The organism is Solibacillus sp. FSL W8-0372 (assembly GCF_037969735.1).
Classification (GTDB): domain Bacteria; phylum Bacillota; class Bacilli; order Bacillales_A; family Planococcaceae; genus Solibacillus; species Solibacillus faecavium.
On record NZ_CP150204.1, the window covers coordinates 73044 to 99148 of the forward strand.

At 38.1% G+C, this 26105-nt stretch carries 23 protein-coding genes and 2 tRNA genes; 21 read left to right on the forward strand and 4 right to left on the reverse strand.

Annotation, left to right across the window (positions count from 1 at the left end):
- Positions 1-79 precede the first annotated feature (79 nt).
- From glmU to mfd, 7 genes are all read left to right on the forward strand, one after another.
- Positions 80-1450, forward strand: a complete 1371-nt coding sequence (gene glmU, locus MKY13_RS00345; protein WP_339214652.1) for a bifunctional UDP-N-acetylglucosamine diphosphorylase/glucosamine-1-phosphate N-acetyltransferase GlmU — start codon at positions 80-82, stop codon at positions 1448-1450.
- Positions 1451-1476: 26 nt separating this feature from the next.
- Positions 1477-2436 carry a ribose-phosphate diphosphokinase gene (locus tag MKY13_RS00350; protein ID WP_191701727.1) on the forward strand — a complete coding sequence of 320 codons (960 nt, stop codon included), beginning with the start codon at positions 1477-1479 and terminating at the stop codon, positions 2434-2436.
- A gap of 163 nt (positions 2437-2599) precedes the next feature.
- Complete coding sequence (locus MKY13_RS00355; RefSeq protein ID WP_339214654.1) at positions 2600-3253, forward strand: 50S ribosomal protein L25/general stress protein Ctc; 654 nt, start codon at positions 2600-2602, stop codon at positions 3251-3253.
- A gap of 122 nt (positions 3254-3375) precedes the next feature.
- Positions 3376-4587, forward strand: coding sequence for an MFS transporter (locus MKY13_RS00360; protein ID WP_339214656.1), 1212 nt, complete (start codon positions 3376-3378; stop codon positions 4585-4587).
- 72 nt (positions 4588-4659) lie between these two features.
- Complete coding sequence (pth, locus tag MKY13_RS00365) at positions 4660-5223, forward strand: aminoacyl-tRNA hydrolase (RefSeq protein ID WP_191701724.1); 564 nt, start codon at positions 4660-4662, stop codon at positions 5221-5223.
- 60 nt (positions 5224-5283) lie between these two features.
- Complete coding sequence (locus tag MKY13_RS00370) at positions 5284-5511, forward strand: anti-sigma-F factor Fin (protein WP_191701723.1); 228 nt, start codon at positions 5284-5286, stop codon at positions 5509-5511.
- 85 nt (positions 5512-5596) lie between these two features.
- Positions 5597-9109 carry a transcription-repair coupling factor gene (gene mfd / locus MKY13_RS00375; RefSeq protein WP_339214658.1) on the forward strand — a complete coding sequence of 1171 codons (3513 nt, stop codon included), beginning with the start codon at positions 5597-5599 and terminating at the stop codon, positions 9107-9109.
- Between the two features lie 65 nt (positions 9110-9174).
- Here the strand turns inward: mfd and MKY13_RS00380 are convergent, their stop codons facing one another.
- Entirely contained in the window at positions 9175-9486 is a 312-nt protein-coding gene (locus tag MKY13_RS00380; RefSeq protein WP_191701721.1) for a hypothetical protein, read from the reverse strand.
- 255 nt (positions 9487-9741) lie between these two features.
- On the opposite strand from MKY13_RS00380, the gene spoVT reads away from it, so the two are divergent.
- The 7 genes from spoVT to MKY13_RS00415 all read left to right on the forward strand — a co-directional run bounded on the left by spoVT (position 9742) and on the right by MKY13_RS00415 (position 15806).
- Positions 9742-10278 carry a stage V sporulation protein T gene (gene spoVT / locus MKY13_RS00385; protein ID WP_191701720.1) on the forward strand — a complete coding sequence of 179 codons (537 nt, stop codon included), beginning with the start codon at positions 9742-9744 and terminating at the stop codon, positions 10276-10278.
- A gap of 145 nt (positions 10279-10423) precedes the next feature.
- Positions 10424-12031 carry a polysaccharide biosynthesis protein gene (locus MKY13_RS00390; protein ID WP_339214661.1) on the forward strand — a complete coding sequence of 536 codons (1608 nt, stop codon included), beginning with the start codon at positions 10424-10426 and terminating at the stop codon, positions 12029-12031.
- A 9-nt stretch (positions 12032-12040) separates the two neighbouring features.
- Positions 12041-13507 carry a nucleoside triphosphate pyrophosphohydrolase gene (gene mazG, locus MKY13_RS00395; protein ID WP_339214663.1) on the forward strand — a complete coding sequence of 489 codons (1467 nt, stop codon included), beginning with the start codon at positions 12041-12043 and terminating at the stop codon, positions 13505-13507.
- Between the two features lie 4 nt (positions 13508-13511).
- On the forward strand, positions 13512-13802 hold the full coding sequence (locus MKY13_RS00400) for an RNA-binding S4 domain-containing protein (protein WP_191701717.1): 291 nt from the start codon (positions 13512-13514) through the stop codon (positions 13800-13802).
- 87 nt (positions 13803-13889) lie between these two features.
- Positions 13890-14189, forward strand: a complete 300-nt coding sequence (yabP, locus tag MKY13_RS00405) for a sporulation protein YabP (protein WP_191701716.1) — start codon at positions 13890-13892, stop codon at positions 14187-14189.
- 504 nt (positions 14190-14693) lie between these two features.
- Positions 14694-15119 (forward strand): septum formation initiator family protein, encoded by a 426-nt coding sequence (locus tag MKY13_RS00410; protein WP_191701714.1) that lies wholly within the window; start codon positions 14694-14696, stop codon positions 15117-15119.
- Positions 15120-15377: 258 nt separating this feature from the next.
- On the forward strand, positions 15378-15806 hold the full coding sequence (locus tag MKY13_RS00415; protein ID WP_008408265.1) for a S1 domain-containing RNA-binding protein: 429 nt from the start codon (positions 15378-15380) through the stop codon (positions 15804-15806).
- 166 nt (positions 15807-15972) lie between these two features.
- Here the strand turns inward: MKY13_RS00415 and MKY13_RS00420 are convergent, their stop codons facing one another.
- From MKY13_RS00420 to MKY13_RS00430, 3 genes are all read right to left on the reverse strand, one after another.
- Positions 15973-16164: a sodium:potassium antiporter gene (locus MKY13_RS00420; protein WP_191701713.1), complete on the reverse strand. Its 192-nt coding sequence runs from the start codon at positions 16162-16164 to the stop codon at positions 15973-15975.
- Positions 16165-16282: 118 nt separating this feature from the next.
- Positions 16283-16354, reverse strand: a tRNA-Glu gene (locus MKY13_RS00425).
- A 6-nt stretch (positions 16355-16360) separates the two neighbouring features.
- Positions 16361-16437: transfer RNA gene (locus MKY13_RS00430), tRNA-Met, on the reverse strand.
- Between the two features lie 258 nt (positions 16438-16695).
- On the opposite strand from MKY13_RS00430, the gene MKY13_RS00435 reads away from it, so the two are divergent.
- The 7 genes from MKY13_RS00435 (at position 16696) to MKY13_RS00465 (ending at position 26052) form a co-directional block, all read left to right on the forward strand.
- The gene (locus tag MKY13_RS00435; RefSeq protein WP_339214665.1) at positions 16696-19050 is read left to right on the forward strand and encodes a SpoIIE family protein phosphatase; all 2355 of its coding nucleotides are present in this window, start codon (positions 16696-16698) and stop codon (positions 19048-19050) included.
- A 20-nt stretch (positions 19051-19070) separates the two neighbouring features.
- Complete coding sequence (tilS, locus tag MKY13_RS00440) at positions 19071-20477, forward strand: tRNA lysidine(34) synthetase TilS (RefSeq protein WP_339214667.1); 1407 nt, start codon at positions 19071-19073, stop codon at positions 20475-20477.
- Positions 20478-20509: 32 nt separating this feature from the next.
- On the forward strand, positions 20510-21052 hold the full coding sequence (gene hpt, locus MKY13_RS00445; RefSeq protein WP_191701710.1) for a hypoxanthine phosphoribosyltransferase: 543 nt from the start codon (positions 20510-20512) through the stop codon (positions 21050-21052).
- A 176-nt stretch (positions 21053-21228) separates the two neighbouring features.
- A complete protein-coding gene (gene ftsH, locus MKY13_RS00450; RefSeq protein ID WP_191701709.1) occupies positions 21229-23262 on the forward strand; it encodes an ATP-dependent zinc metalloprotease FtsH in 2034 nt (677 codons plus the stop codon).
- Positions 23263-23418: 156 nt separating this feature from the next.
- On the forward strand, positions 23419-24186 hold the full coding sequence (locus MKY13_RS00455; RefSeq protein ID WP_191701708.1) for a type III pantothenate kinase: 768 nt from the start codon (positions 23419-23421) through the stop codon (positions 24184-24186).
- A gap of 17 nt (positions 24187-24203) precedes the next feature.
- Positions 24204-25085, forward strand: coding sequence for an Hsp33 family molecular chaperone HslO (hslO, locus tag MKY13_RS00460; RefSeq protein ID WP_191701707.1), 882 nt, complete (start codon positions 24204-24206; stop codon positions 25083-25085).
- A complete protein-coding gene (locus MKY13_RS00465; RefSeq protein WP_339214671.1) occupies positions 25069-26052 on the forward strand; it encodes a peptidyl-prolyl cis-trans isomerase in 984 nt (327 codons plus the stop codon). Before hslO ends, MKY13_RS00465 begins: the two co-directional genes overlap by 17 nt.
- Positions 26053-26105: the final 53 nt, after the last annotated feature.

Here is a 26105-nt window from a genome sequence, read left to right on the forward strand (position 1 = left end):
AGTCTGAATACCTTGAAAAGATTGTGAATTTACTATATAGTCATAAGAGAAAATGAGCTGAAAATGGAGGACTTGTAATATGACAAATACTTATGCAGTTGTCTTGGCTGCTGGTCAAGGTACACGAATGAAGTCCAAATTATATAAAGTGCTTCACCCAGTATGTGGAAAGCCAATGGTGGAACATGTAATCGACCATATTGGTTCTCTTAATGTAGAGCGCGTCGTAACTGTTGTAGGACATGGTGCAGAGCTTGTTCAAGAAACACTTGGAAATAAAAGTGAGTATGTTTTACAAGCAGAGCAACTTGGTACTGCACACGCTGTTCAGCAAGCAGAGCCTATTTTAAAAGGACTTACTGGAACTACACTTGTAGTATGTGGAGATACGCCTTTAATTCGTCCTGAAACAATGCAAGCATTACTAGATCACCATGCTTCAGAAAATGCAAAAGCTACTATTTTGACAGCGGTTACAGATAACCCAACCGGCTATGGGCGTATTTTACGCAACGAGGATGGTCAGGTTTCTCAAATTGTTGAGCAAAAAGATGCAACACAGGAGCAACAGCTTGTAAAAGAAATAAATACAGGTACTTACTGCTTTGATAATGAAGCGTTATTTGAGGCCCTAAAGCAAGTGAAAAATGAAAATGCACAGGGTGAATACTATTTACCGGATGTCATTGAAATCCTTCAAAAGCAAGGTGAAATTGTTGCAGCACATGTGACAGATAGCTTTGATGAAACGCTGGGTGTTAATGATCGCTTTGCGCTGTCTCAAGCTGAAGAGTTAATGCGAGCTCGTATTAATGAACGTCATATGAGAAATGGTGTAACGATTATTAATCCGGCAACTACACATATTAGTGCAGACGCGATTATTGGCAGTGACTCTGTCATTTTACCTGGTGTAATTATTGAAGGTAAAACGGTAATTGGTGAAGACTGCAAAATTGGTCCGAACAGCCATATCGTTGATAGCCAAATTGGAAATAAAACTACGATCCACAGTTCAGTTGTGCTAAATAGCCAAGTGGGTGATGAAACGGCAGTTGGTCCATTTGCGCATTTACGTCCGGAATCGTCATTGGGCAACCACGTAAAAATTGGTAACTTTGTAGAAGTTAAGAAAAGCACGCTAGGTGATGATACAAAAGTGTCCCACTTAAGTTATATTGGTGATGCAGAAGTAGGCAGCAATGTAAATGTTGGTTGTGGCTCTATTACTGTGAACTATGATGGTAAAAATAAATATAAGACAATTATTGAAGACGATGTATTTATTGGATGCAATTCAAATTTAGTTGCCCCGGTAACATTGAAAAAAGGGTCATTTATTGCAGCTGGCTCGACAATTACAAAAGAAGTTCCAGAAGATGCATTAGCGATTGCACGTGCTCGTCAGGAAAATAAGCTAGGCTATATGAGTAAATTAAATTCAAAATAAAATTATTTAAAATACAGGAGGCCATCATGCCGTATCAATACGCTGACTCAAAATTAAAAATCTTCTCATTAAATTCAAACAATCCCCTTGCAAAAGAGATTGCTGATGAAATGGGTGTAGAACTAGGGAAATCATCTGTAAAACACTTCAGTGATGGAGAAGTCCAAATTAGCATTGAAGAAAGTATTCGAGGAATGGATGTATTTATCGTTCAATCTACTTCTGCTCCTGTTAATGAACATTTAATGGAACTTTTAATTATGATTGATGCTGTTAAACGTGCATCTGCTCGCACGGTAAACGTTGTTATGCCTTACTATGGCTATGCACGTCAAGACCGTAAAGCAAAAGCGCGTGAACCAATTACTGCTAAATTAGTAGCAAATCTTCTCGAGACTGCCGGTGCAACTCGTGTAATCGTATTAGATTTACACGCACCTCAAATTCAAGGTTTCTTCGATATTTTAATTGACCATTTAGTGGCAGTACCACTACTTGCTGAACATTTCGGTTCTAAAGGATTTAAAGAAGAGGAATTAGTAATTGTTTCTCCAGATCATGGTGGAGTAACACGTGCTCGTAAAATGGCTGAGCGCTTAAAAGCTCCAATTGCTATTATTGATAAACGTCGTCCAAAGCCGAATGTAGCGGAAGTTATGAACATTGTTGGTAATGTAGAGGGTAAAGTATGTATTTTAATCGATGATATTATTGATACGGCAGGTACAATTACGATTGGTGCAGAGGCATTAATTAAGAGTGGTGCAAAAGAAGTTTATGCTTGCTGTTCTCACCCAGTATTATCTGGTCCAGCAATTGAGCGTATTGAAAATTCTTCAATTAAAGAATTGGTTGTAACAAATACCATTCAATTAAGTGAAGATAAAATTTCTCCAAAAGTTAAGCAATTATCTGTTGCTAAATTAATGGCAGATGCAATCTCTCGTGTTTATGAAAATAAATCAGTTAGTACATTATTTGATTAATAAAATTTGGACAGCTCAGGGATATTATTCCCTGGGCTGTTTTTCTTTTTTGATTGAAATCTATCTATTAATTTTTGAAAAAGTCAGATAATGAATATGTTTAATTTCTACAAATGCAGGGTAAATAAACTATTGTATAACTACTTAAGGGGGACGATGGAATATGACTGCAGTTTTAAAAGCAAAAAAGCGCGATACTGGGAAACGTTCGACATTAACCCAACTTAGAAAAGATGGTCAGTTAGCAGGTGTGCTATATGGCTACGAAACAAATACAACGCCGATTTCGTTGGATTATAGAGAAACGGCAAAGGTAGTTCAATCATATGGTACAGCAAGCGTGTTTAAAATTGAGGTAGACGGGAAAAGTGTAAATGCAGTACTTACTGATATCCAACGTGATGCAATTAAAGGTCTTGTAAAACACGTTGACTTCCTTGCTATCAATATGAAAGAAGAGCTTGAAGTGGATGTTCCTGTAGCATTGGTAGGAACTTCAGTTGGTGTGAAGGAAGGTGGAGTGTTAACTCAACCGAATCATACATTGAAAGTGAAAGTAAATCCAAGCGATATTCCAGATACTGTAGAAATTGATGTATCCGGATTAGAAGTTGGTGATACGTTATCTGTGGGTAATGTTCGTGATCAGTTTACAGGATTTTCAATAGTACAAGATGACGATTATACATTAGCAACGGTAACACCACCAGCGGCACCAGTTGAAGATGTTAATGCAGATGCAGAAAATGTTACAGCCGATGATGTTGAAGCAACAGGAGAAAAATTAACACCTGAAAAACCAGGTAGAGAAGATTAGCATTTAAAAGAAGTCGCCCTATAGGGTGGCTTTTTTTTGCTTCAAAAAAGCTTCGACATCCGAAAGAAAATCAGTATAATAATATGAAGATGCGTAAATATTAAGAAAAATCAGAGGGATTTATGAGAACACATAATGAAAAGATGAGTATTTATCACGGAATGGCTTCTGCCGTTGCACAAAATACTTCAAATAGCTATATTCCAATATTTGCTATGACCATTCTCGGTGCAACAAATTATCAGGTGGGGTTAATTAGTTCTTTACCACCACTCATTACATTACTAATGACATTACCTGCCGCCATTTTGCTGAATCGGTCTATTGAACAAAAAAGGCTTGTTGCTTTTTCTGTATTAGCCGCGCGCTTTGTATTTTTGCTAATTGCATTTGTTAGTTATGTGCCTGGAAGCTTTGGTTCATGGCTGCTTTTAGCATTAATTGCTGCGATGAGCGTACCGAATACGATGGCTAATATGGGTTGGCAATCTTTTATCGGGAATATTATCGAAGAAACACGCAGAGCACAGTTTTTCAGTGATCGTAATCGATTGTTAACAATTGTAGGCTTAATTGTCACACTTACTATTGGCGTTGTTATGAAGGATATGACGGCTAATCAAATAGCCTATCAAATCTTATTTATGTTTACTTTTGTTGTTGGGATTGTAGAGCTCTATTTTTTATTAAAGCACGATGAGCCTGTACGAGAACTAAGTTTAGAAAAGAAGCGTGCGATGGATTGGTCCATTTTTAAGAATAATAAGTATGTCTTGTTTTTAATTGTTGCCCTTATTTTTAACTTTGGTTGGCAAATGGCATGGGGACTTTTTAATATTTATAATGTACGTTATGCAGGAGCAACTATTTTTTGGATTAGTATGTTCAATGTAGCGAATATGTCGGCACAAATTTTCTCCTTTTCATTATGGCGGAAGTGGTCTCAAAAATATGGCAATATGTACGTATTCGTCTGGGTAGCCTTTGGCATGTCGACAGCACCTTTACTAATGGCTTTATCGACAAACCTTTATTATTTAGTAGTAATGTCATTGATCTCGGGGTTATTCGTCTCAGGGACTGTATTAATATTGTTTAATTTATTGCTGGAAAACTCACCACAGGAAGTGCGTACTTATTGTATTACGACTTATAATGTGTTGCTTGCTACTATAGCATTTACTTCCCCTCAAATCGGCATTTGGCTCCTCGAGGCATATACGATGGAAGTAGCAATGTATTTATCGACAGTTGTACGTTTTCTAGCAGCAGTAGGCTTTTTTGTGCTGTATATGGTGAGAAAAAAAAGAGATAGTTCGTTAGCGCCATACTAATCGGTGATGCATACGTTCTAAGAGAATGTGTGATAAAATAAAGGCGATTAGAGAAAAAGGATGCGATTACTAGTGAAATTAATTATTGGATTAGGGAATCCAGGGAAACCATATGAACATACACGCCATAATATAGGTTTTGATGTGATTGATGAATTAGCAAATCGGTGGAATGCACCATTAAACCAGACAAAATTTAATGGTATGTATGCAACGGTTCATCGTCCTGAAGGAAAAGTTATTTTATTGAAGCCATTAACATATATGAATTTATCAGGAGAAAGTGTAAGACCTTTAATGGATTATTTTGATATAGAAATTGAAGATATTATTGTTATTTATGATGATTTAGATTTAGAAACGGGTAAATTAAGATTACGCAGTAAGGGAAGCGCTGGCGGTCATAATGGGATTAAATCTTTAATACAGCATTTAGGTACACAAGAATTTAATCGAATCCGTGTCGGTGTGAATCGTCCTCCTGCAGGCATGAAAGTGGCTGATTATGTATTATCGAAGTTTTCAAAAGAAGATCAGCCTATAGTAAAAGATGCAATTGATAAGAGTTGTGATGCAATTGAAACAGCATTAACAAAGCCATTTTTAGAAGTGATGAACAAATTCAACGGCGCATAAATTAATGAAATGATGGCTATACTTTAATATACATAAGTGTTTTAAAGGAGGCCATGGGAGATGCCTGTACGCTACCTATGTAGACATTGTAAGGTAGAGATTGGTACTTTACCTTTTGAGGCGGAAGAGACAATTCAAAAACTTCATTTATTTGAAATAGGTGAAATAGATGATTATCTTGAAAAAAACGAGCGTGGAGAAACGACAATTCATAGTATTTGTGAGCATTGTGAAGATTCATTGCGTCAGTTCCCAGATTATTATGCGCTTAAAAAATGGTTACAGTAAAGGAGTTGCTTTGGTCGCATACAGTGCGCCAAGGCTTTTTCCGTTTCTATATCCACTTACTTAAAATAGAGGAAGGGGACTATACGTGGATACGATTCATCAGTTATTAAAAAAAGATAAACAGATTGATAATGTTATAGAGCAAATAGACAAGAATTTAGCGAATGACTACCTCATAACAGGGTTGACTGGTAGTGCGAGGCCAGCTTTAATTCATACGATTTACCAGGAAACGAACAAATCCATTTATATCGTATCCTCCAATTTGCTGCAGGCACAGAAATTGGTCGATGATTTAAGTGCATTAGTCGGTGAGGAACATGTTCATTATTATCCTGCGGAAGAATTTATCGCTGCCAATATGACGATTTCCTCTCCAGAGCTTCGTGCACAGCGTATTGCCACATTAGGAAAATTAGTAAATAAAGAGCGCGGTATTTATATCATTCCAGCCGCAGGAATGCGCAGGATGTTAAATGCCCCGCAAGACTGGCTTGGACACGAGCTTTCTACGTCTTTAGGTGAGGATGTCGACATTAGTCAGTGGTTAAATAAACTCGTAGAAATGGGCTATACGAGAAGTGAAATGGTAACTACCCCTGGGGAGTTTGCCATGCGCGGAGGGATTTTGGATATCTACCCGCCATATGCACAAAATCCAATTCGAATTGAATTATTTGATACAGAAGTAGATTCAATCCGTACATTTTCGGCAGACAATCAGCGTTCTATTGAGAAGTTAAATGAGATTAAAATCTTGCCTGCAACGGAATTAATTCTTACAAAAGACGAACGAATCATTCTTGCAGATCGCCTAGAAGTATCCCTGGCAGCAAGCTTAAAGAAGGTTCGTAAGCAAGAAACACAGGAATTGCTTATGCAAAATATCACACAGGATATTGAAATGCTTCGTCATGGTCATTTACCTGATCACATTGCAAAATATGGCTCGTTACTATTTGAGAAGCCTCATTTTCTAGGTGATTACTTCATGCAAGATGGCCTCGTTCTTTTTGATGAACTAGGACGAATACAAGAAGTAATGGAAGCATGGGAACGTGAGGAGAGTGGCTGGTTTATTTCCTTAATCGAAGAAGGGAAAATGCTTCATGAAGTAAAGCCTTCCCATTCGATGAAAGAACTACTTGCCATGTTAAAGCAACAAAAGGTGTATTTCGCGTTATTTACACGCACATTTGCAGGTATCACGCTTAAGAAGACGATTAACTTTTCATGCAAGCCAATGCAACAATTTCATGGACAGATTGCATTATTACAAAATGAGATTGAACGTTGGACCCATGAAAAATTTGTTGTTCTATTTACGGCTAATTCCGAAAATCGCATAAAAGCGATGCAAAATTTATTGGACGACTACCATATTGCATCGACAATTGGTTATTCAGATGCACCGGGTATTTATTTAGTGAACACAGCATTGTCATCTGGCTTTGAGCTCCCGCTACAAAAAATAGCAGTTGTTACAGATGATGAACTGTTTAAACAACAGGCAAAGAAAAAATCACGTCCACAGCAAATGACAAATGCGGAGAGAATTAAATCATATACCGAAATTAAACCTGGAGACTATGTTGTCCATGTACATCACGGAATCGGGAAATATATCGGTATTGAAACACTCGTTGTAAATGGGACTCATCAGGATTATTTACATGTTCGCTACCGGGAAGATGATAAATTATATGTGCCGGTCGATCAAATTGAGCTCATTCAGCGTTATGTGCCATCAGGTGAAAAGGAGCCAAAGCTTCATAAACTAGGTGGTACAGAATGGAAAAAGACACGCACTAAAGTTTCGAATGCTGTACAAGACATAGCAGACGATTTAATTAAGCTTTATGCAAAGCGTGAAGCAGAAAAAGGTTTTGCATTTTCACCGGATTCCGATGAACAGCGAGGTTTTGAGGCGGCCTTCCCTTATGAAGAAACAGAAGATCAACTGCGTACAATCGCTGAAGTGAAAAAAGATATGGAACGTGAACGCCCGATGGATCGCCTTGTTTGTGGAGATGTAGGGTATGGGAAAACTGAAGTTGCGATACGTGCTGCATTTAAAGCCATTTTAGATGGCAAACAGGTTGCCTTTTTAGTGCCAACAACGATCTTGGCACAACAACATTATGAAACAATATCGAAGCGCTTTGAGGAATATGCTATTAATGTTGGGCTATTAAGTCGATTCCGTACTAAAAAGCAACAAACGGACACATTAAAAGGTTTACGGGAAGGAACCGTTGATATAGTTATAGGTACACATCGTATCTTATCAAAAGATGTAGTGTATCAGGATCTCGGTTTACTTATTGTCGATGAGGAGCAGCGTTTTGGTGTTACTCATAAAGAGAAAATTAAACAGCTAAGGACTAATGTCGATGTGTTAACACTAACAGCTACACCGATTCCACGTACACTCCATATGTCTATGGTGGGAGTTCGTGACTTATCTGTTATTGAAACACCGCCGCAAAATCGTTTCCCTGTACAGACCTATGTAATGGAGCATAATGGTGCGCTCATTCGCGAAGCAATTGAGCGTGAAATGGCGCGTGGAGGGCAAGTCTTTTATTTATACAATCGAGTGGAAGATATTACAAGACGTGTAGAGGAGATTCAAATGCTTGTACCCGATGCGCGAATTGCTTTTGCACATGGACAAATGACGGAAGCAAAGCTGGAATCTGTTATTTTAGCGTTTATTGAAGGGGAATTTGATGTTTTAGTAACGACAACAATTATCGAAACAGGCGTTGATATTCCAAATGTGAATACATTAATTGTACATGATGCAGATCGAATGGGTCTTTCTCAGCTATATCAGCTGCGTGGACGTGTTGGTCGATCGAATCGTATTGCCTATGCCTACTTTATGTATGAACACAATAAAGTACTGACAGAAGTAGCAGAGCAGCGTTTACAGGCAGTTAAGGAATTCACGGAACTTGGTTCAGGTTTTAAAATAGCAATGCGTGATTTATCAATTCGTGGGGCAGGAAATTTACTTGGTGCGCAGCAGCATGGGTTCATTGATTCCATCGGGTTTGATCTGTACTCACAAATGCTGGAAGAAGCGGTGGAAGAACGTCGCAGTGGTGTGAAAAAAGAAGAGAAGCAGGAAATTGAAATTATGCTGCATATTGATGCGTATATACCAGATGCATATATTCCGGATGGATTTCAAAAAATCCAGATGTATAAACGAATTAAAGCAATGGAGCGCATAGAGGATTATTTAGAAATCATTGATGAATTACAGGACCGTTTCGGGGATTTACCAGTAGAAACTGAACGGCTCATGCGCATTGCACGTATGAAAGTATGGGCAATGGAAGCAGGTGTACTTTCGATCAAAGAAAAACAACAAACCGTATCGATTATCCTATCGGAGGAAGGCACATCCAATACAAATGGAGCGCAAATTGTAGAGCAATCGATGGAGTTTGGTCGAGCGGTAGGCTTCGGAATGGAAGGAGCACAGCTGGTAGTAACAGTAGATTATCAAAAATGCGGAAACCACTTGCCATTCGATGTAGTTGAAAAAGTGATAAAAATTATAGCATCAGCAAAAAAAGAATCATAAAAAGAGAGGGAATCTTAAAAGTTTTTAACTTTTAACATTTCCTCTCTTTTTTAATGCTAAATGAATTACAGGAAGTTTGGTTGCACACTATAATGAACACCACTCGCATAATTCAGACGTTGAAGTAATTCTTCACGATTTCGATGTTCTTCACGCAATTCCAATAATTGCTTTTCTCTTGTCGTCGAAAATGAAACTAATTCGCGCTGACCATTCTGTTTTTCCAAATAACGTTTAAAAATGCCGTTTTCAAACTTTGTAATAGTTGTAGCACGTTCTTTGGATAAATCAGGATAATAAGCTAAATGTGTTCCTGCATAATATTGCTGTTGACGATATGCATCAGGTGTCGTAGTAGTACGGTCTACTTTTAGCATGTAAAGCACCTCCCAAAAAGTTATCTATCATTTGTAAATATCCCTTTCTTTTTAAAACAAAACCATTTTTTCATTAAAGCGTTGTAATTTCCTATGCCTCTTATTGAAAATCGGGCCATAAAGCTCAGTTATTCAAAGGGACTTAAGGTAATTTTTTGTTTTTTTACTGTTACATTTATGCATAGTTTCAAGTTTTCCATACCATACTAGTTGCATCATGCTGTTAAATGATGTGAAAGTGAGGGAACATAAACGATGAAAGCAACAGGAATAGTTCGCCGCATCGATGATTTAGGTCGTGTTGTTATCCCAAAAGAAATTAGAAGAACTCTTCGTATTCGTGAGGGCGACCCTTTGGAAATTTATACGGATCGTGAAGGTGAAGTCATTTTAAAAAAATACTCACCAATTAATGATCTAGGTGAATTTGCACAACAATATGCGGAATCACTATTTGAAACATTAGGTACGCCAACATTAATAAGTGACCGAGATGAGGTAATTGCCGTTGCGGGCGTTTCCAAAAAGGATTATGTCGCAAGACGGTTAACGGTTTTTGCAGAAGATATTATTAAAAACCGATCAATTGCTAGTGAAAAATTAGAAATGTCGATTGAACTTGTAGCAGGACAGTATGAACAAGTGAAATCGTATTGCATCGTTCCTATTATTGCGAATGGAGACCCGATTGGTGCGATCTATTTAATATCAAGAGCACACTTTATCGGTGAAACCGAGCAAAAGACAGCTGAAACGGCTGCAAACTTCCTAGCAAAACAAATGGAAAACTAAAATTACTTAAAAACGTCCATAAAGATGGGCGTTTTTTATTTGTTTGCCAAACACTAAAAGTAGTTATTACCTTTAACGTCTAAAAATACGAGTGGTTTTTCATGATATAATTAGTACATTGTATGAAATAGAGGAAGGAAATAGAATGACTTCGCAAAGATTTGGTATGAAAAATTATATGAAGGGTGCTCTTCTCTTAACAGTTGCAGCACTCATAGTAAAAGTATTAAGTGCTGTATACCGTGTTCCTTATCAAAACTTAGTAGGGGATCAAGGATTTTATGTCTATCAGCAAGTGTATCCATTTATCTCATTTTTTGTCGTTTGGACATCTAGTGGATTTGCCGTTGCAATCTCAAAAATGCTTGCGGATATTGAAGGAAATGGGGGTACCTCTGAATATAAAAGATCAGTGTCACGGGTTATCTTTTATTACTTAACAGCGTTATCCCTGCTATTTTTTTGTCTATTGTTTTTTGGAGCGCAACCATTGGCAAATTTAATGGAGGATCCGCAGTTAGCAGGATTACTGAAGGTCGGTTCGTTTATTACATTATGCATGCCGCTTCTGGCTATTTTAAAAGGTAATTTTCAAGCTAATAGCCATATGCAACCTGTAGCCTATGCACAAGTTTTTGAACAGACGATTCGAGTATCGATTATTTTAATTGGTACTATTATTTTAATACAATATACTCAATCGGTTTATTCAGCGGGAAAAATCGCGATGCTCGGAACAGTCATTGGGGAAGTTGCCGGTATTGTGCTCCTCTTATATTTTTTAAAACGGTCATATAAGCCTTTAGGCAAAACCACTATAAAAATAAAGATTTGGCCAATTTTAAAAGAAGTAACGCTATATAGCATCGCGATCAGCATGAGTGCCCTGTTATTATTATGCTTCCAACTTGTCGACTCCTTTACAATCTTTAAAATGCTCATCCAATCAGGGGTGGCTTCAGAACAAGCTATGGAAATAAAAGGGATATACGATCGAGGTCAACCACTTGTTCAACTTGGTATCGTTATTGCTACCTCATTATCGTTAGCTATTGTGCCACTTGTAGCATTGAAGGCGCACAAGTCGAATGGCCGTGGTGAGAAGCCATTCATTCAGTTGACATATCGAAGTTCATTATTATTCGGAGTGGCATCGGCACTTGGATTAATATTAGTCATGCCATATATCAACCAAATGCTGTTTATGACAGATGCATATTCGGAAGTGCTAAAGCTTTATTCGTTTCAAATTGTGCCACTATCAATTATTTTGACATTTACGGCAATCCTTCAAGGATATAGTAAATTAAAATTTCCGGCTATCTGTTTAGGAATGGGCATTATACTGAAGTATTTAGGGAATGCCTATTTCGTCCCGAAGTTTGGGATTTTAGGAGCAGCAATGGCAAGTAACATCGGACTGATTTTTACTGCTATTGCCTTAATTGTTTATTTAAAAAAACTGACGTCAATTCGTTTCGCCGGTTTTCAGTTTTATAAAAGGTTGGCACTAGCCTCCATCATTATGGCTATTGTTGTAAATGGTACTATTTTTGGCTTGGATTTCGTGTTTCCAACTATGCTGAGTCGGGTTGATGCACTCATTTATAGTGTGCTGCTCGTGGGGTTGGGGGCTTTTAGTTTTATAACAGCAGTGGCGAAAATGCGTGTATTAACGGAAAAGGATTGGTTTTTAATCCCGCTCGGTAGAAGAATGGCCGCATATCAGCTATTGTTAAATCGAAAGAAGTAGGTGTTTATATTGAATCAATTAACAGTCATCGGTTTAGGCGCGGCCGATTTTGAACAAATGCAAATGGGTGTTTATAGAAAAATTAAATCCGCTGAAAAGTTATATGTTCGAACAGAGGATCATCCTGTTTTACAGGATTTAAAGCGAGAAGGAATTGAATTTACGAGCTTTGATGAAGTGTACGTCAAGCATGGTTCGTTTGGTCCGGTTTATGAGGAAATTGCAGAGCGTTTAATTGAAGCGGCTGCACAGGAAAATATTATGTATGCGGTCCCTGGTCATCCCCTTGTAGCGGAACAGACAGTTCAGCATTTAATTGAAGCTGACCGTGAAGGACGTGTCCAGCTGATTATTGAAGGTGGGCAAAGCTTTTTAGATCCTATCTTTGGAGCGTTAAAGATTGACCCTATTGAAGGATTTCAGCTATTGGATGGGACGAGCATGTCGCAGCATGATATCAATATGCGACAACACATTTTAATTGCGCAAGTATACGATTCATTCAGCGCTTCCGAGGTGAAGTTAACGCTAATGGAGAAATACCGAGATGACTACCCAGTAACGATTGTAACGGCAGCTGGATCATCACAGGAGCAGCTGCGCACAGTTCCATTATATGAGCTCGATCAAGCGGCTGAAATTAATAACTTAACAACGGTATATGTACCACCTGTTACCTCCGATGAAGATGCACTGCGCGATTGGACGACATTCCGACAAATCATTGCAACATTGCGTGGTCCAAATGGCTGCCCTTGGGATCAAAAACAAACACATGAATCTTTAAAAAAATACTTATTGGAAGAAGCACATGAGTTTTTGGCGGCAGTGGATGCAGAAGATGATTTTGCGATGGTAGAAGAGCTGGGAGATGTACTTTTACAAGTATTTTTACATGCACAGATTGGTGAAGATAATGGTTACTTTACATTGGAGGAAGTACTGGCAACGGTCAGTGAAAAAATGATCCGTCGTCACCCTCATGTATTTGGTGATGTCATAGCAGAAGATGCCGAAACAGTTATGGTCAATTGGCAAGAGATAAAAAAACAAGAAAAAGCTGATACAGCACATCAGTCCCTTTTAGAAAACGAATACAGTCCATATTCATCACTCCAGACATCTTACAACTATCAGAAAAAAGCGGCTACAGTCGGATTTGATTGGCCGAATGCCGAATTTGCATGGGAGAAATTTACCGAAGAATGGCAAGAATTCCGCGATGAAATTACACAAGGTTCAGCAATAAGTCGAACAGATGAGTTTGGAGATGTATTGTTCACACTTGTTAATATCGCCCGTTTCTATAAAATTTCACCGGAAGAAGCAATGCTTCATGCAAATGAGAAGTTCGCCCGTCGGTTTCATTTTGTTGAACAAAGTGTGAAAAATAGTGGAAAAGCATTTAATGACTTCACTTTAGAACAATTAGATGCGTTTTGGAATGAAGCCAAACAATTAGAAAAAGGGGAGTAATTTTATGCGTTTAGACAAATTTTTGAAAGTTTCACGATTAATTAAACGTCGTACATTAGCAAAAGAAGTTGCAGTACAAGGTCGTATTATGATTAATGGTAAAGTAGCTAAAGCAAGCAGCACAGTAAAAGTAGGCGATGAGCTAGCGATACGCTTCGGTCAAAAAATTGTAACCGCACGAGTTGAGGAATTGCGTGAAAATGTAAAAAAAGAAGACGCTTTAAAAATGTTTACTATCGTTAAAGAAGAGCGTCTCGAGCAGGTTGAACCAGAATTTATTGATGACGAAGAATAATGAAGAAAGCATGACCATCTTTTTGAGTCATGCTTTTTTTAATTGTTGCATATAGTGTACAACTATAAGCTCAAAGGGGGACTTGCATTGACTATTCATCAAGAAAGTAGTCGTTATACCATTTCATCTGGGGATCACTTAGTGACGGTACGCAATAGAAAGCGTATGGACATGACTTCTGTAAAAAGTATTGAACGGTTTGATCAGGAAGAATTCTATGTAAATACATCACAAGGCCACTTACTAATACGTGGAGAAGAGCTGCGAATCGTACATTTGGATGTCGATAAAGGGTTGCTAACGTTGGAAGGGGAAGTAAAGGCATTCCAATACGATGAAAGCGAGAATGGTTTGTCAAAAAGTTTCCTTCATAAATTGTTTGGATGATGATGAGTGCGCAACTTGTAAGCATCCTCGTCATGTTTATAAGTGGACTAGCTGTAGGTGCCATCATTGACTGTATAAGAATTAATTTAAATCGTATCCCCCTTAAAAATATTAGACGGATCTCATGGCTTTTAGAATGGCACGTTTGGTTGATATTAGGGGTTAGTACGTTTTATCTGTTATTTTTAGTAAAAGGAGGGCAATGGAGATTTGTGGACCCACTTGCCCAAATAGCTGGGATTGCAGCTTATGAAGTCGTTTTCCAAAATAGCATACGCTTCCTCGGAAGGGTATTCATCAATATATTTATAAGGCCCATTTTATTTATAGGACATGTAGTTGCCAAAGTCATAGTAAGTATTATAAGGTTATTAAAAACAATAATTATTTTTTTATGTAATCCGTTTATTAAATTTTTTAGGAAATATTTGTTAAAAAACTTTAAAACGCAGTAGGGAATTTGTATAATTAGAACGAATAGTTATAGTGAGGGAGGCGACGGGAATGGGAAGAAGAAATGTGCAAGAAGAGCTACATAATCAGAATGTACAGCCGTTAAATAACGACTATGTCCGATCAAATCCGCAAGCTCGAGCTCAAATTAAAGCAAAAATAGCTGTTAGACGTCGTAGAAGAATCGCTGTATTTTTCATTCTTGCAACGGTAGCAATTGTTTTATTAGTTAAGGCAAATATGGTTCAACATGAACGTCTCGCTGCGAAAGAGGAAGCAAAAGTTGCTGCTACTGCATTACTAGATGAAGCATTACACAAACAAGAGCTTTTAAACTTGCAAATAGCAAAATTGGAAGACGATGAATATATTGCTAAGTTGGCACGGAAAGAGTTTTTCCTTTCCGATGAAGGCGAAATTATTTTTACTATCCCTAACAAATCCGAAAAAGCTAAAGATGAAGAAGATGATGATTAGAAAGCGTTTTAACGGTTGTTGGTTACAATTGTTTAAGAAGGAATGCTACTTTGAAAATTAAATAAAAAAACCAATCAATATGTTCATTTTGTCATAAAATACTTGGTATAATTTGCCTCTAGTTAGAGTGTCTTGTTGACACTCTTTTTATGTTAGCTATAATTAGAGAAGAAGCTATTGAACAAAAGTTTCATTATAATTGATAAATGGCTTTTCAATCGAAGAGTCTCTTAAAATTTAAGGAGGAGCATTTTTTTTATGTCAATTGAAGTAGGCAGCAAAGTACAAGGTAAGGTAACAGGCATCACAAATTTTGGCGCATTCGTTGAGCTTCCAGATGGGAAAACAGGTTTAGTTCACATTAGTGAAGTGGCAGATAACTACGTAAAAGATATTAACGAGCATCTTAAAGTAGGCGATGAAGTCGAAGTTAAAGTGATGAATGTTGAAGCGGATGGAAAGATTGGTCTTTCAATTCGTAAAGCAAAGCCTCAAGCTGAGCGACCAGAGCGTCCACAGCGTCCTCGTCGCGAAAACAACCGTTCTAACGATCGTAATGATCGTCAACCAAAAGAGAACTTTGAACAGAAGATGGCGCGTTTCTTAAAAGATAGCGATGAGCGTTTAACTACATTAAAGCGTGCAACTGAGTCTAAGCGCGGTGGCCGTGGAGCTCGCAGAGGATAATTTTGCTGGCTGTTTGAACGTAGAAAAAGTGTCGAATAGATGAAAGATAAGGCAGTGTTAAAAGTCAAATTGACTTTTAACACTGCCTTTCTTTGTATAAATATTTAGGCTCCGCAGTAAACTCAACGCAAAGTTATGCTACCGCGTAAAGCCCTATACGTATAAGCTATTCTCTTTCTGCATTATGTTTTATTAGCAAGCGGATGAGTGTAATAAAACAGAAGATCCCTCCAACAAGACCAACTGCAATCATTATAATCTGTAGAGGGAGAGGCAAGTTGGTTAAAATAACGCCTCCAACAACTAAAAGCATGCTCACACCACAAAGAAAAGCCAAGTATGTAAAGTTTTGTACCAAAGAAAACGCCTCCTCTTACTTCAACATTATAAAGTATAAAGCAAAAAGATTGTTATGAAATCCCCAAAATAGAAAAAAGCCGCCTAGGAAATAATGTTTTCCTAAACAGCCCTTAAGATGACCCGTACGGGATTCGAACCCGTGTTACCGCCGTGAAAGGGCGGTGTCTTAACCACTTGACCAACGGGCCTAAAAATGGTGGCGGCAGAGGGAGTCGAACCCACGACCTTTCGGGTATGAACCGAGTGCTCTAGCCAACTGAGCTACACCGCCAAAATTAACAACAGAACTAATAATACAATGCGTTGTAATAAGTGTCAACAACAATTTCCGCTAAATTTTGAGGCCATTATGGAAAGGAAAATGGGTAATAATTATTTTTTTGTATTTTGATTAGAAATTAAGTTAAAAACGTGCATATTCCCTTAAAAAATCCGTCGAACAATTTTTTATAAGCAGTCCTACAAACAGACAAAATTCACTTTTCAAGCATTTGTATAATAGCGATAAAAAGAAAAGGTGATAGTAAAAATGGTGACATTAAACAATCAAAATGAGTTTCAAACATTTAATTTAAGCCTATTATTATATAAAGAAAAATCAAAAATGATAATATCAAGTGCTATAGTCTTTCTAGCCTTTTGTTTTGCTCAGGCTGTTTTTTTTGAAGCAGTTGTTCCATTGTTTCTACCTTTCTGGCTTATTATACGGACCCGATTTGCTGTTTTTCAAAAGAGTGCATTACTAGGAGGAATAATCGGAACTTGCTTCCTTGGTTTTGGGCAAGTTGCTATTGTTTTAGTACAATTACTTTTCATGGAATGTCTCGTAAGATTTAAGTTTTTGAAACTATCTCCATATATTTTGCTGGCAAGCAGCATCGTCATCGTACAATTATTATGGCAAATGATGCTGCATAGTGGTACACCGTCTGTCATGGTATTATTCTATATTATTTATGAGTGCTTTTTCTCCGTTTCTATGTTATTTTTTATTCGACTTCTAACATTACAAACTAACGAAGTAGGCCATATTGAATGGACAAGGGACAAAATCACGGCAATCATGATTATTTTGGCGGGTGTAATGGTAGGTATGCAAAGCATGACTCTACTTTACTTTTCATTACCGCTCATTTTACTTCACTTTCTAATTTGCCTCGTTGCCTATACTTCTACAGTAGGGGCTACCGTAATCTTTTCATTATCTCTTGGGTTCTTTATGGGACTCGCCAATTTATCCTTCACGGGTATGATGATTTTATATGCTTGTACAGGTTTGGTTGCAGCATTAGTACAAAATCAAGGGCGTTATATAGTTGCATTGTTTAGTTTGCTCCCAAGTGTCTTTTTCTTTTTCTATGATGCGACATTACCGATAGACAGTGTTTATTTTTTATCGATGTTAACAGGAGCGATTGGATTTTTATTAGTACCGAAAAATGTGCTCTCATACTGTCAAATGTATTATAAGCAGCAAACGGTCAGTATCGTTCAAGTGAATCGCAATGAAGTAGTGGAAGTTCAGCTCAAGCAATTTCAGCACTTTGTGTCATTCATGAAGGAACTTGTTTTTGAACGTTTTACACAACCATCAACAAAAAACGAAAAGAAAGTAGAGCCGTTTTTAATTTGCTCTAGCTGTTTTAAATATGAACAATGCTGGGGAAAAAATAGAGAAATGGAAGAGACGATCAATGCTTGGCGATTAGCAAAAAGGAGTCCAAAACCTGTTGCATGGATGCGTGTTGAGGAGCAACTTAAAGGAAAGTGTATAAAGTCTTCTAAGCTGCTAGAAGAGTTGGAATCGGCTATGCAAAAAGAACATATGGAACGTGAGTATTATCATGGTAAAAAGATGATTGCTTTACAGCTGCGTGACTTAAGCAGTCATTTTGAAAAGCTTTTAAGCAGTCACCAGTTAGATGTCGGTTCAACAGAAGTAGATGGAGATATTCAGCAATATTTAAATGAACGTGATATCCATTGTCTGCATATCCAGTGGTTAAAAACAGAAATAGGGGATCGTGAATTTATTTGTTATATTGCAGACCAGCGAGATGCACACGTTGTGATTCAGCAGCTAGAACAGCAATTGTTCGATTTGCTTCATGAACCACTGAAAGGCGAATCGATTTATGAACAGCAATCGCCTATTTTTTATCGACAAATAAAGTTTCGCTCGGCAATCCGTTATCAATTGGAGTATGATATATATACGTACTCGCATGCGCACCATACGATTTCCGGAGATTCCTACCGAGTATTTCCGATTCACCCAGGGTTAATGGCGGTTATGCTATCAGATGGTATGGGAACGAATGTGAGGGCACACGAAGAAAGCGAACGTTTAATTCAAATGATGCAAGATTGTATAACGTATAACATGGATCCTGAAACGGCTATGCATACGATGCATTACGTTATGTCATTAAAAAATGATTCCGATATGTATGCTACGATGGATTTTGCCTTGGTTGATTTACAGTTCGGTCATTTATGGTGCTGGAAAGCAGGCGGCATGACAACTTACGTGTTGAGAGGACCAGATTTATTTAAAATAGAGAGTACAAGTGCACCGATTGGCTTTTTACCGAATTTCGCGATCGACACTGAAATGACCCCATTATTATCAGAGGACGTTATTTTAATGATTTCGGATGGATTGTTTTCACCCTCCGCACAATGGGATGCTCAAGAACAATTATTTATCCGTTTGATTCGTCAAGGAATCGAAAAAGGTGCCTCTATCCAAGTTGTATTATTTGATGTAATGACTCAATTCAAACAAATGTACCCAATTGCGGACGACTGTACTGTAATGCTGTTCCGTCTGCAACATGTAACAAAGCCATGGCAAGTATTTCGACCAACAATCAAACATTGAACGGTTTATGAGGTGAAAAAATGCACAGTTTAGAACATCGTGTTTTAGCTTTTATAAAAGAGCATCAGCTTATAGAAGATGGTGAAAAACTATTAATTGCTTGTTCAGGAGGCGTTGATTCGATGGCGCTTCTTTCTTTTTTTCACCATTTTCAAAGCTACTTTCAAATCGAGCTCGCCGTAGCCCATGTCGATCATATGTTACGCGGCGAGCAATCGGCTGAGGATTGTGAATTTGTGGAAGAGACGTGTAAAACTTGGGGAATCCCTTTTTACAGCTGTGCTATTCCTATTGCAGAAATTCAGCAAAGAGACGGAGGCAATATCCAGGCAATTTGCCGTCAAGAGCGCTATCGTTATTTTGAAGAGGTCATGGATGCACACAAATGCACAAAACTAGTAACGGCCCATCATGCAGACGATCAATTGGAATCCATGTTAATGGCACTGACGAAAGCGAGTTCGTTAAATGGATTAAAAGGAATTTTACCGATTCGAAAATTTTATGATTATACGGTAATTCGCCCGTTTTTAATGGTTACAAAACATGAAATTGGGGAATATTTACATAGTAAAAGCATTTTATACCGTGAAGATCCAAGCAACGCAAAGAATGATTATACCCGCAATCGATTTCGTCATCATGTCGTGCCAATTTTAAAAGAAGAAAATCCCCTCGTGTCCCAACATGCCGTACAAATCGCACAACAACTTACAGAAGATGATACGTATTTAATGGACCTTGCAAAAGTGCGTTTTTCTGAGCTTTTTAATAAATTTGACAAAAATTATTACAAAGTGAATGTTTCCGCATTTCAAAAAGAACCACTTGCTTTACAAAGAAGGCTCGTTTTAATACTATTAAGTTATCTTTATAACGATTCAAAAACGTTTCAAAGCTATGTACTTTGTACGACAGTTTTGGCGTTGTTTTCAACGTCTGAAGGAAGTTGTACACTTGATTTACCTGAGAATTTTATTGCCCGGCGACAATACGATGAAGTTGTATTTGAAACTAAAAAGAAGAGCTTTTTGATGGAAAAACAACAAATCGTTTTGAATGAGTGGTACATGCTTGGGACGATGCGCATTTATATCGGAGAACTTACGTTATGTGATGATGCTCTATTACAACAATATCATCCACATTTTTTCGAAGCGTCATCTGTATCGTTTCCATTATTCATAAGGTCTCCAAAACAAGGGGATCGTATTGCGCTACATGGCATGCAGCACCAGAAAAAAGTATCTCGCATTTTTATTGATGACAAGATTCCTTTCTTAAAAAGAGCTAGTTGGCCGTTGTTAGTAGATGCTAATGATGAGTTGCTCTCCATATTAGCTGTGCGCGTAAACAATAAATTTTCTAATGTAAAATCGACAGTGCATTCAATGGTGCTTCTTGTCGACAGCAATGAACGTCTTTAGAAAGTTTAATTAATTAAAGGAGGAATCTACTCATGATTCAAAATGATATTGAAAAAATTATGATTACAGAAGAACAAATCCAAGAGCGTATTAAAGAACTTGGTGCAGAACTGACAGAGGAATATAAAGAACTTTTCCCATTGGCAGTTGGTGTATTAAAAGGTGCTATGCCTTTTATGACAGATTTAATGAAGCGTTTTGATTCGTATGTTGAGTTGGATTTTATGGACGTTACTTCATACGGTAATGCAACAGTATCATCAGGGGAAGTAAAAATTGTAAAAGACTTAAATACGAGTGTAGAAGGCCGCGATGTCATTATTATTGAAGACATCATCGACAGCGGTTTAACTTTGAGCTATTTAGTCGATTTATTTAAGTACCGTAAAGCAAAATCAATAAAAATTGTTACATTGCTAGATAAGCCATCTGGGCGCAAAGTAAATTTAGAAGCAGATGTTGTTGGCTTCGAAGTTCCAGACGGATTTGTAGTTGGTTACGGTTTAGATTATGCGGAAAAATATCGTAACTTGCCATATATCGGAATTTTAAAACGTGAAGTTTATTCATTTTAATTGGGATTAAAGTCGATACAAATGCTGTTTTTCATTGGCATAATCGATAAAAAGAGCGGGTTTTGTCATAATTCGTTTGAACATTTAAAATTAGAGTGCTTTTCGTTGTATGAAAATTTCAACGTATGTTAAGATTTTACTTATAGTTTTTCTGTAACGTTGTGAGGAGGCTGGGGATGAATCGAATATTTCGATACACCATATTTTATTTACTAATTTTTCTCGTAATTATCGGGATTTTTGGAACATTTAATGGTGGAAAACAGACAACTGAAAATCTTGATTATCACGCATTTTTTGAGGCTTTAGAAAGTAATGAGGTTGCCTCTATTACAATACAGCCTGAGCGAGGCGTGTACAAAATCGTAGGTCAAATGAACGGTGCTGAAGAAGGCGAGACTTTCACAGTAAACGTTTTACAAAATGACCAAACTTCTGTAGACCGTATTATGCAGATGCAAGATCAAGTTGCAAACGGTGAATATCCAGGAGTGGAAATTTTAGAACAACCGCAAACAAGCGGGTTCGTAACATTCCTTACGAGCATTATTCCATTTGTTATCATTATCATTTTATTCTTCTTCTTATTAAGCCAATCTCAAGGTGGCGGTAATAAGGTGATGAACTTTGGTAAATCAAAAGCTAAGCTTTATGATGACCAAAAGAAAAAAGTTCGCTTCAACGACGTAGCAGGTGCCGATGAAGAGAAGCAAGAGCTTGTCGAAGTAGTCGACTTCCTAAAAGATCACCGTAAATTTACTGATATCGGTGCACGTATTCCTAAAGGGATTCTACTTGTAGGTCCTCCAGGTACTGGTAAAACATTACTTGCACGTGCGGTAGCAGGTGAAGCAGGTGTACCATTCTTCTCGATTTCAGGTTCTGACTTCGTGGAAATGTTCGTCGGTGTCGGTGCATCTCGTGTTCGTGACTTGTTCGAAAACGCGAAGAAAAATGCACCATGTATCATTTTCATTGATGAGATTGATGCAGTAGGTCGTCAACGTGGTGCGGGTCTTGGTGGCGGTCACGATGAGCGTGAACAAACATTAAACCAATTATTAGTTGAAATGGATGGTTTCGGTGCAAACGAAGGGATTATTATTATCGCTGCGACAAACCGCCCAGACATCCTAGATAAAGCATTATTACGTCCTGGTCGTTTTGACCGTCAAATTACGGTTGGTCACCCAGACGTAAAAGGCCGTGAAGCAATTCTAAAAGTACATGCACGCAATAAGCCATTAGCGGATACAGTTGATTTAGCGGCCGTTGCACAGCGTACACCAGGATTCTCAGGTGCTGATTTAGAAAACTTATTAAACGAAGGTGCCCTAGTTGCAGCTCGTAAAAACAGAAAAACAATCACGATGGCTGATATTGATGAAGCATCGGACCGCGTTATCGCTGGTCCGGCAAAAGCGAGCCGCGTTTATTCTCCAAAAGAGAAAAAGCTTGTTGCCTTCCATGAAGCGGGTCACGTTGTTGTTGGGTTAGAATTAGATGAAGCAGATACTGTTCATAAAGTAACAATTGTTCCACGCGGTCAAGCGGGTGGTTATGCGATTATGTTACCAAAAGAAGAGCGCTTCTTTACGACAAAGCAAGAGTTACTTGACCGTATCGCTGGCCTTTTAGGTGGACGTGTTGCGGAAGAAATCGTACTTGGTGAAGTATCAACAGGTGCACATAATGACTTCCAAAAAGTAACGAGCATTGCACGTGCGATGGTAACAGAGTATGGTATGAGCAATAGTTTAGGTGCTGTTCAGTATGGCTCAAACCAAGGTGGTAATCCGTTCTTAGGACGTGATTTCGGCTCAGACCAAAACTACTCAGATACAGTAGCATATGAAATTGATAAAGAAGTTCAACGTATTGTCGATGAGCAATATGCTCGTACAAAACGTATTTTAACAGAGCGTCGTGACTTGCTTGATTTAATTGCAAATACGTTAATTAACATTGAAACGTTAAATGCACAGCAAATCGAACATTTACGTGACCATGGTGTACTGCCTCCTGAAGAAGAGGTAGTAGAATCAGAGCCTCAAACAGAAAAAGAAGTAACGCCAACAATTGAAACGGCAGGCAATGCTTCAATTAATGAAGAGGTACAAGGTGAAAAGACGCCTCCAACTGTAGAAGATTTACCGAAAGATGTGTCGGATGATCGCCCACAAGGTATTGATGAAGACCGTCCAAAGTAATATAAGTAAACTGACTATTTCCTAGGAAAAGGAGATAGTCAGTTTTTTCATTCGATTTTTTATTATTCAACTGATAAAGGAAAAAACGGAATACTGTAAAGTGAATGACCAAATATGGTATGATTTTTTTCAGAACATGAAAAGTAGGTGTCGCTTTTGATTTTAGTAATGAATGCAGGAAACTCCAATATTACTTTAGGTATTTATCATCATGATAAACTCATACATCATTGGCGGACAGAAACAAATATACGGAAGACAGAAGATGAATATGCGATACAATTTAAGGCGTTTTTTGCTCATGAAGGCATTTCATTTGAACAAATAAAGGGGATTATTATATCCTCAGTTGTGCCGCCTATAATGTTTGCACTTGAATTAATGTGCAAAAAATATTTTCATACCCAGCCTTTAATTGTTGGACCAGGTGTAAAAACCGGCTTGAATATAAAGTATGAAAATCCACGTGAAGTGGGGGCTGACCGTATTGTTAATGCTGTCGCCGCTTTAGAGCAATATGGTGGCAGACCATTAATTATTATCGATTTTGGGACAGCTATTACGTACTGCTTTATAAATGAACGTGGGGATTATTTAGGAGGCGCCATTGCACCCGGAATTGCGATTTCTGTAGAAGCGCTAAATGTACGGGCAGCAAAATTGCCCCGCTTTGAAATTGCCCGAGCATCGCAGGTTGTTGGGAAGAATACGATTGCCGCAATGCAAGCAGGTGTTTTTTACGGTTTTATCGGACAAGTGGAGGGCATTGTAGGTCGTATGAAGGCTCAAAGTAAAGAGGAGCCAATGGTTATTGCCACAGGTGGACTAGCAAAACTAATTGCCGATGAAACACAAATGATTGATATTGTCGATTCATTCCTTACCTTAAAGGGATTAGCGATTATTTATAAAAGAAATCAGTAGAAAAGAGGAATTTCAACATGAAAGACTACTTAGTAAGAGCAATTGCTTTTGACGGACAGGTTCGTGCATTTGCAACAAATACAACAGAGACTGTAGGAGAAGCACAACGTCGCCACAATACATGGCCAATCGTATCTGCTGCTTTAGGTCGTTCGATGACAGCATCAGTAATGATGGGGGCGATGTTAAAAGGTGACGATAAAGTTACGATAAAAATCGAAGGTAACGGTCCAATTGGTCCAATGGTAATTGATGCAGATGCTAAAGGAGATGTGCGAGGCTTTGTTACGAATCCGCATGTTCATTTTGAATTAAATGAACATGGGAAACTAGATGTTCGTGCAGGTGTCGGTACAGAAGGTGCACTAACAGTCGTAAAAGATTTAGGTTTACGCGATATGTTCTCAGGTCAGACACCAATTGTTTCCGGCGAAATCGCTGAAGACTTCACATACTACTTCGCTTCATCTGAACAGGTACCTTCATCAGTAGGTTTAGGCGTATTAGTAAATCCGGATAATACAATTTTAGCTGCAGGTGGCTTTATCATTCAATTAATGCCAGGCTGTAATGAGGAAACAATCGAAGAGATTGAAAGACGTTTGTCATCCATTGAGCCTGTATCAAAAATGATTGAAAAAGGCTATTCACCTGAACAAATTTTAGATGCGGTATTAGGTGAAGGGAATGTTCAAATTCTTACATCAATGCCTGTGCAGTTTCAATGTCAATGTTCAAAAGAGCGTTTTGGTGCGGCAATTATCAGTCTAGGTGTCGGTGAGATTCAAGAAATGATTGACGAAGATGGTGGAGCAGAAGCGCAATGTCATTTCTGTTTAGAGAAATATCATTTCGACAAAAATGAACTTGAAGGCTTTGTGAATGAAATCCAATCGTAATCGTAATTTACACCAACCACCACAAAATACACCAAATAATTTACCGTACACACAACGACGCTTAAAAACAAAACCAACGCTACTTTTACTGCTTATTTTGTTAATCGGAAATTTATTTTGGCTAGTATTATGGCTACTCCCTTCGGATGATACAACATCCCCAGCATCTCAAGACGGCAGCGAGGAAATTGCTGCCGTTGACGGAGAGCCCATTACAAGCCAACAATGGTTATCCGCGATGGAAAATCGTTATGGAAAAGAAACTTTACAAGGTTTAGTGAATGAAGCGGTGATGGAAAAGGCCGCTAAAAAATATAAAATTGATGTTAAAGACGAAGAAATCGATTTAGAAATTGCTTTATTGCGTTCGGCACAAGATTCAAATGATACAACTCTACATAGCCTCTCCCCAGAGCAACTCCGCCAAAAAGTGCGTGCTCAGCTCATCTTAGATAAAGTATTAACAAATGATGTTGTTGTAGAAGAGGAAGAGGCAAAAAAGTATTACGACGAAAACAAATCACTCTATAATATTCCGACGACCTATCGAACAAGTATGATTATCGTGAACTCTAAGGAAGATGTGGAGCGAGTGGAAAAAGAGCTGAAAAGTGGCTCTGATTTTACGGTTTTAGCACGTGAGCATTCAGTGGATGCAGCCTCGGCTAGTTTAGGCGGCGATATTGGCTTTATTACATCTAGTCAAACGACACTCGATCCAGCCGTTTTACAAGAAGTGGAGCAACTCAAGGAGAAAGAGACTTCTAAGCCTTTTGTGTTAAGTGATGGCCGATATGCGATTGCTATGGTTACAGAAAAGATGGAAGGACAGTCCTTTAGCTTTGATCAGGTGACAGGACATGTGAAGCGTCAGCTAGCATTGGAACAACTGCCACCTTCGATTACACCAGAAACCTTCTGGAAAGAGTTTAATGCTACTTGGATTTATGGAGAATCGAAAAAATAAAATAAAACATAATAAATGGTTGTATTAGTATGCGTTGCTTCTAATACAGCCAT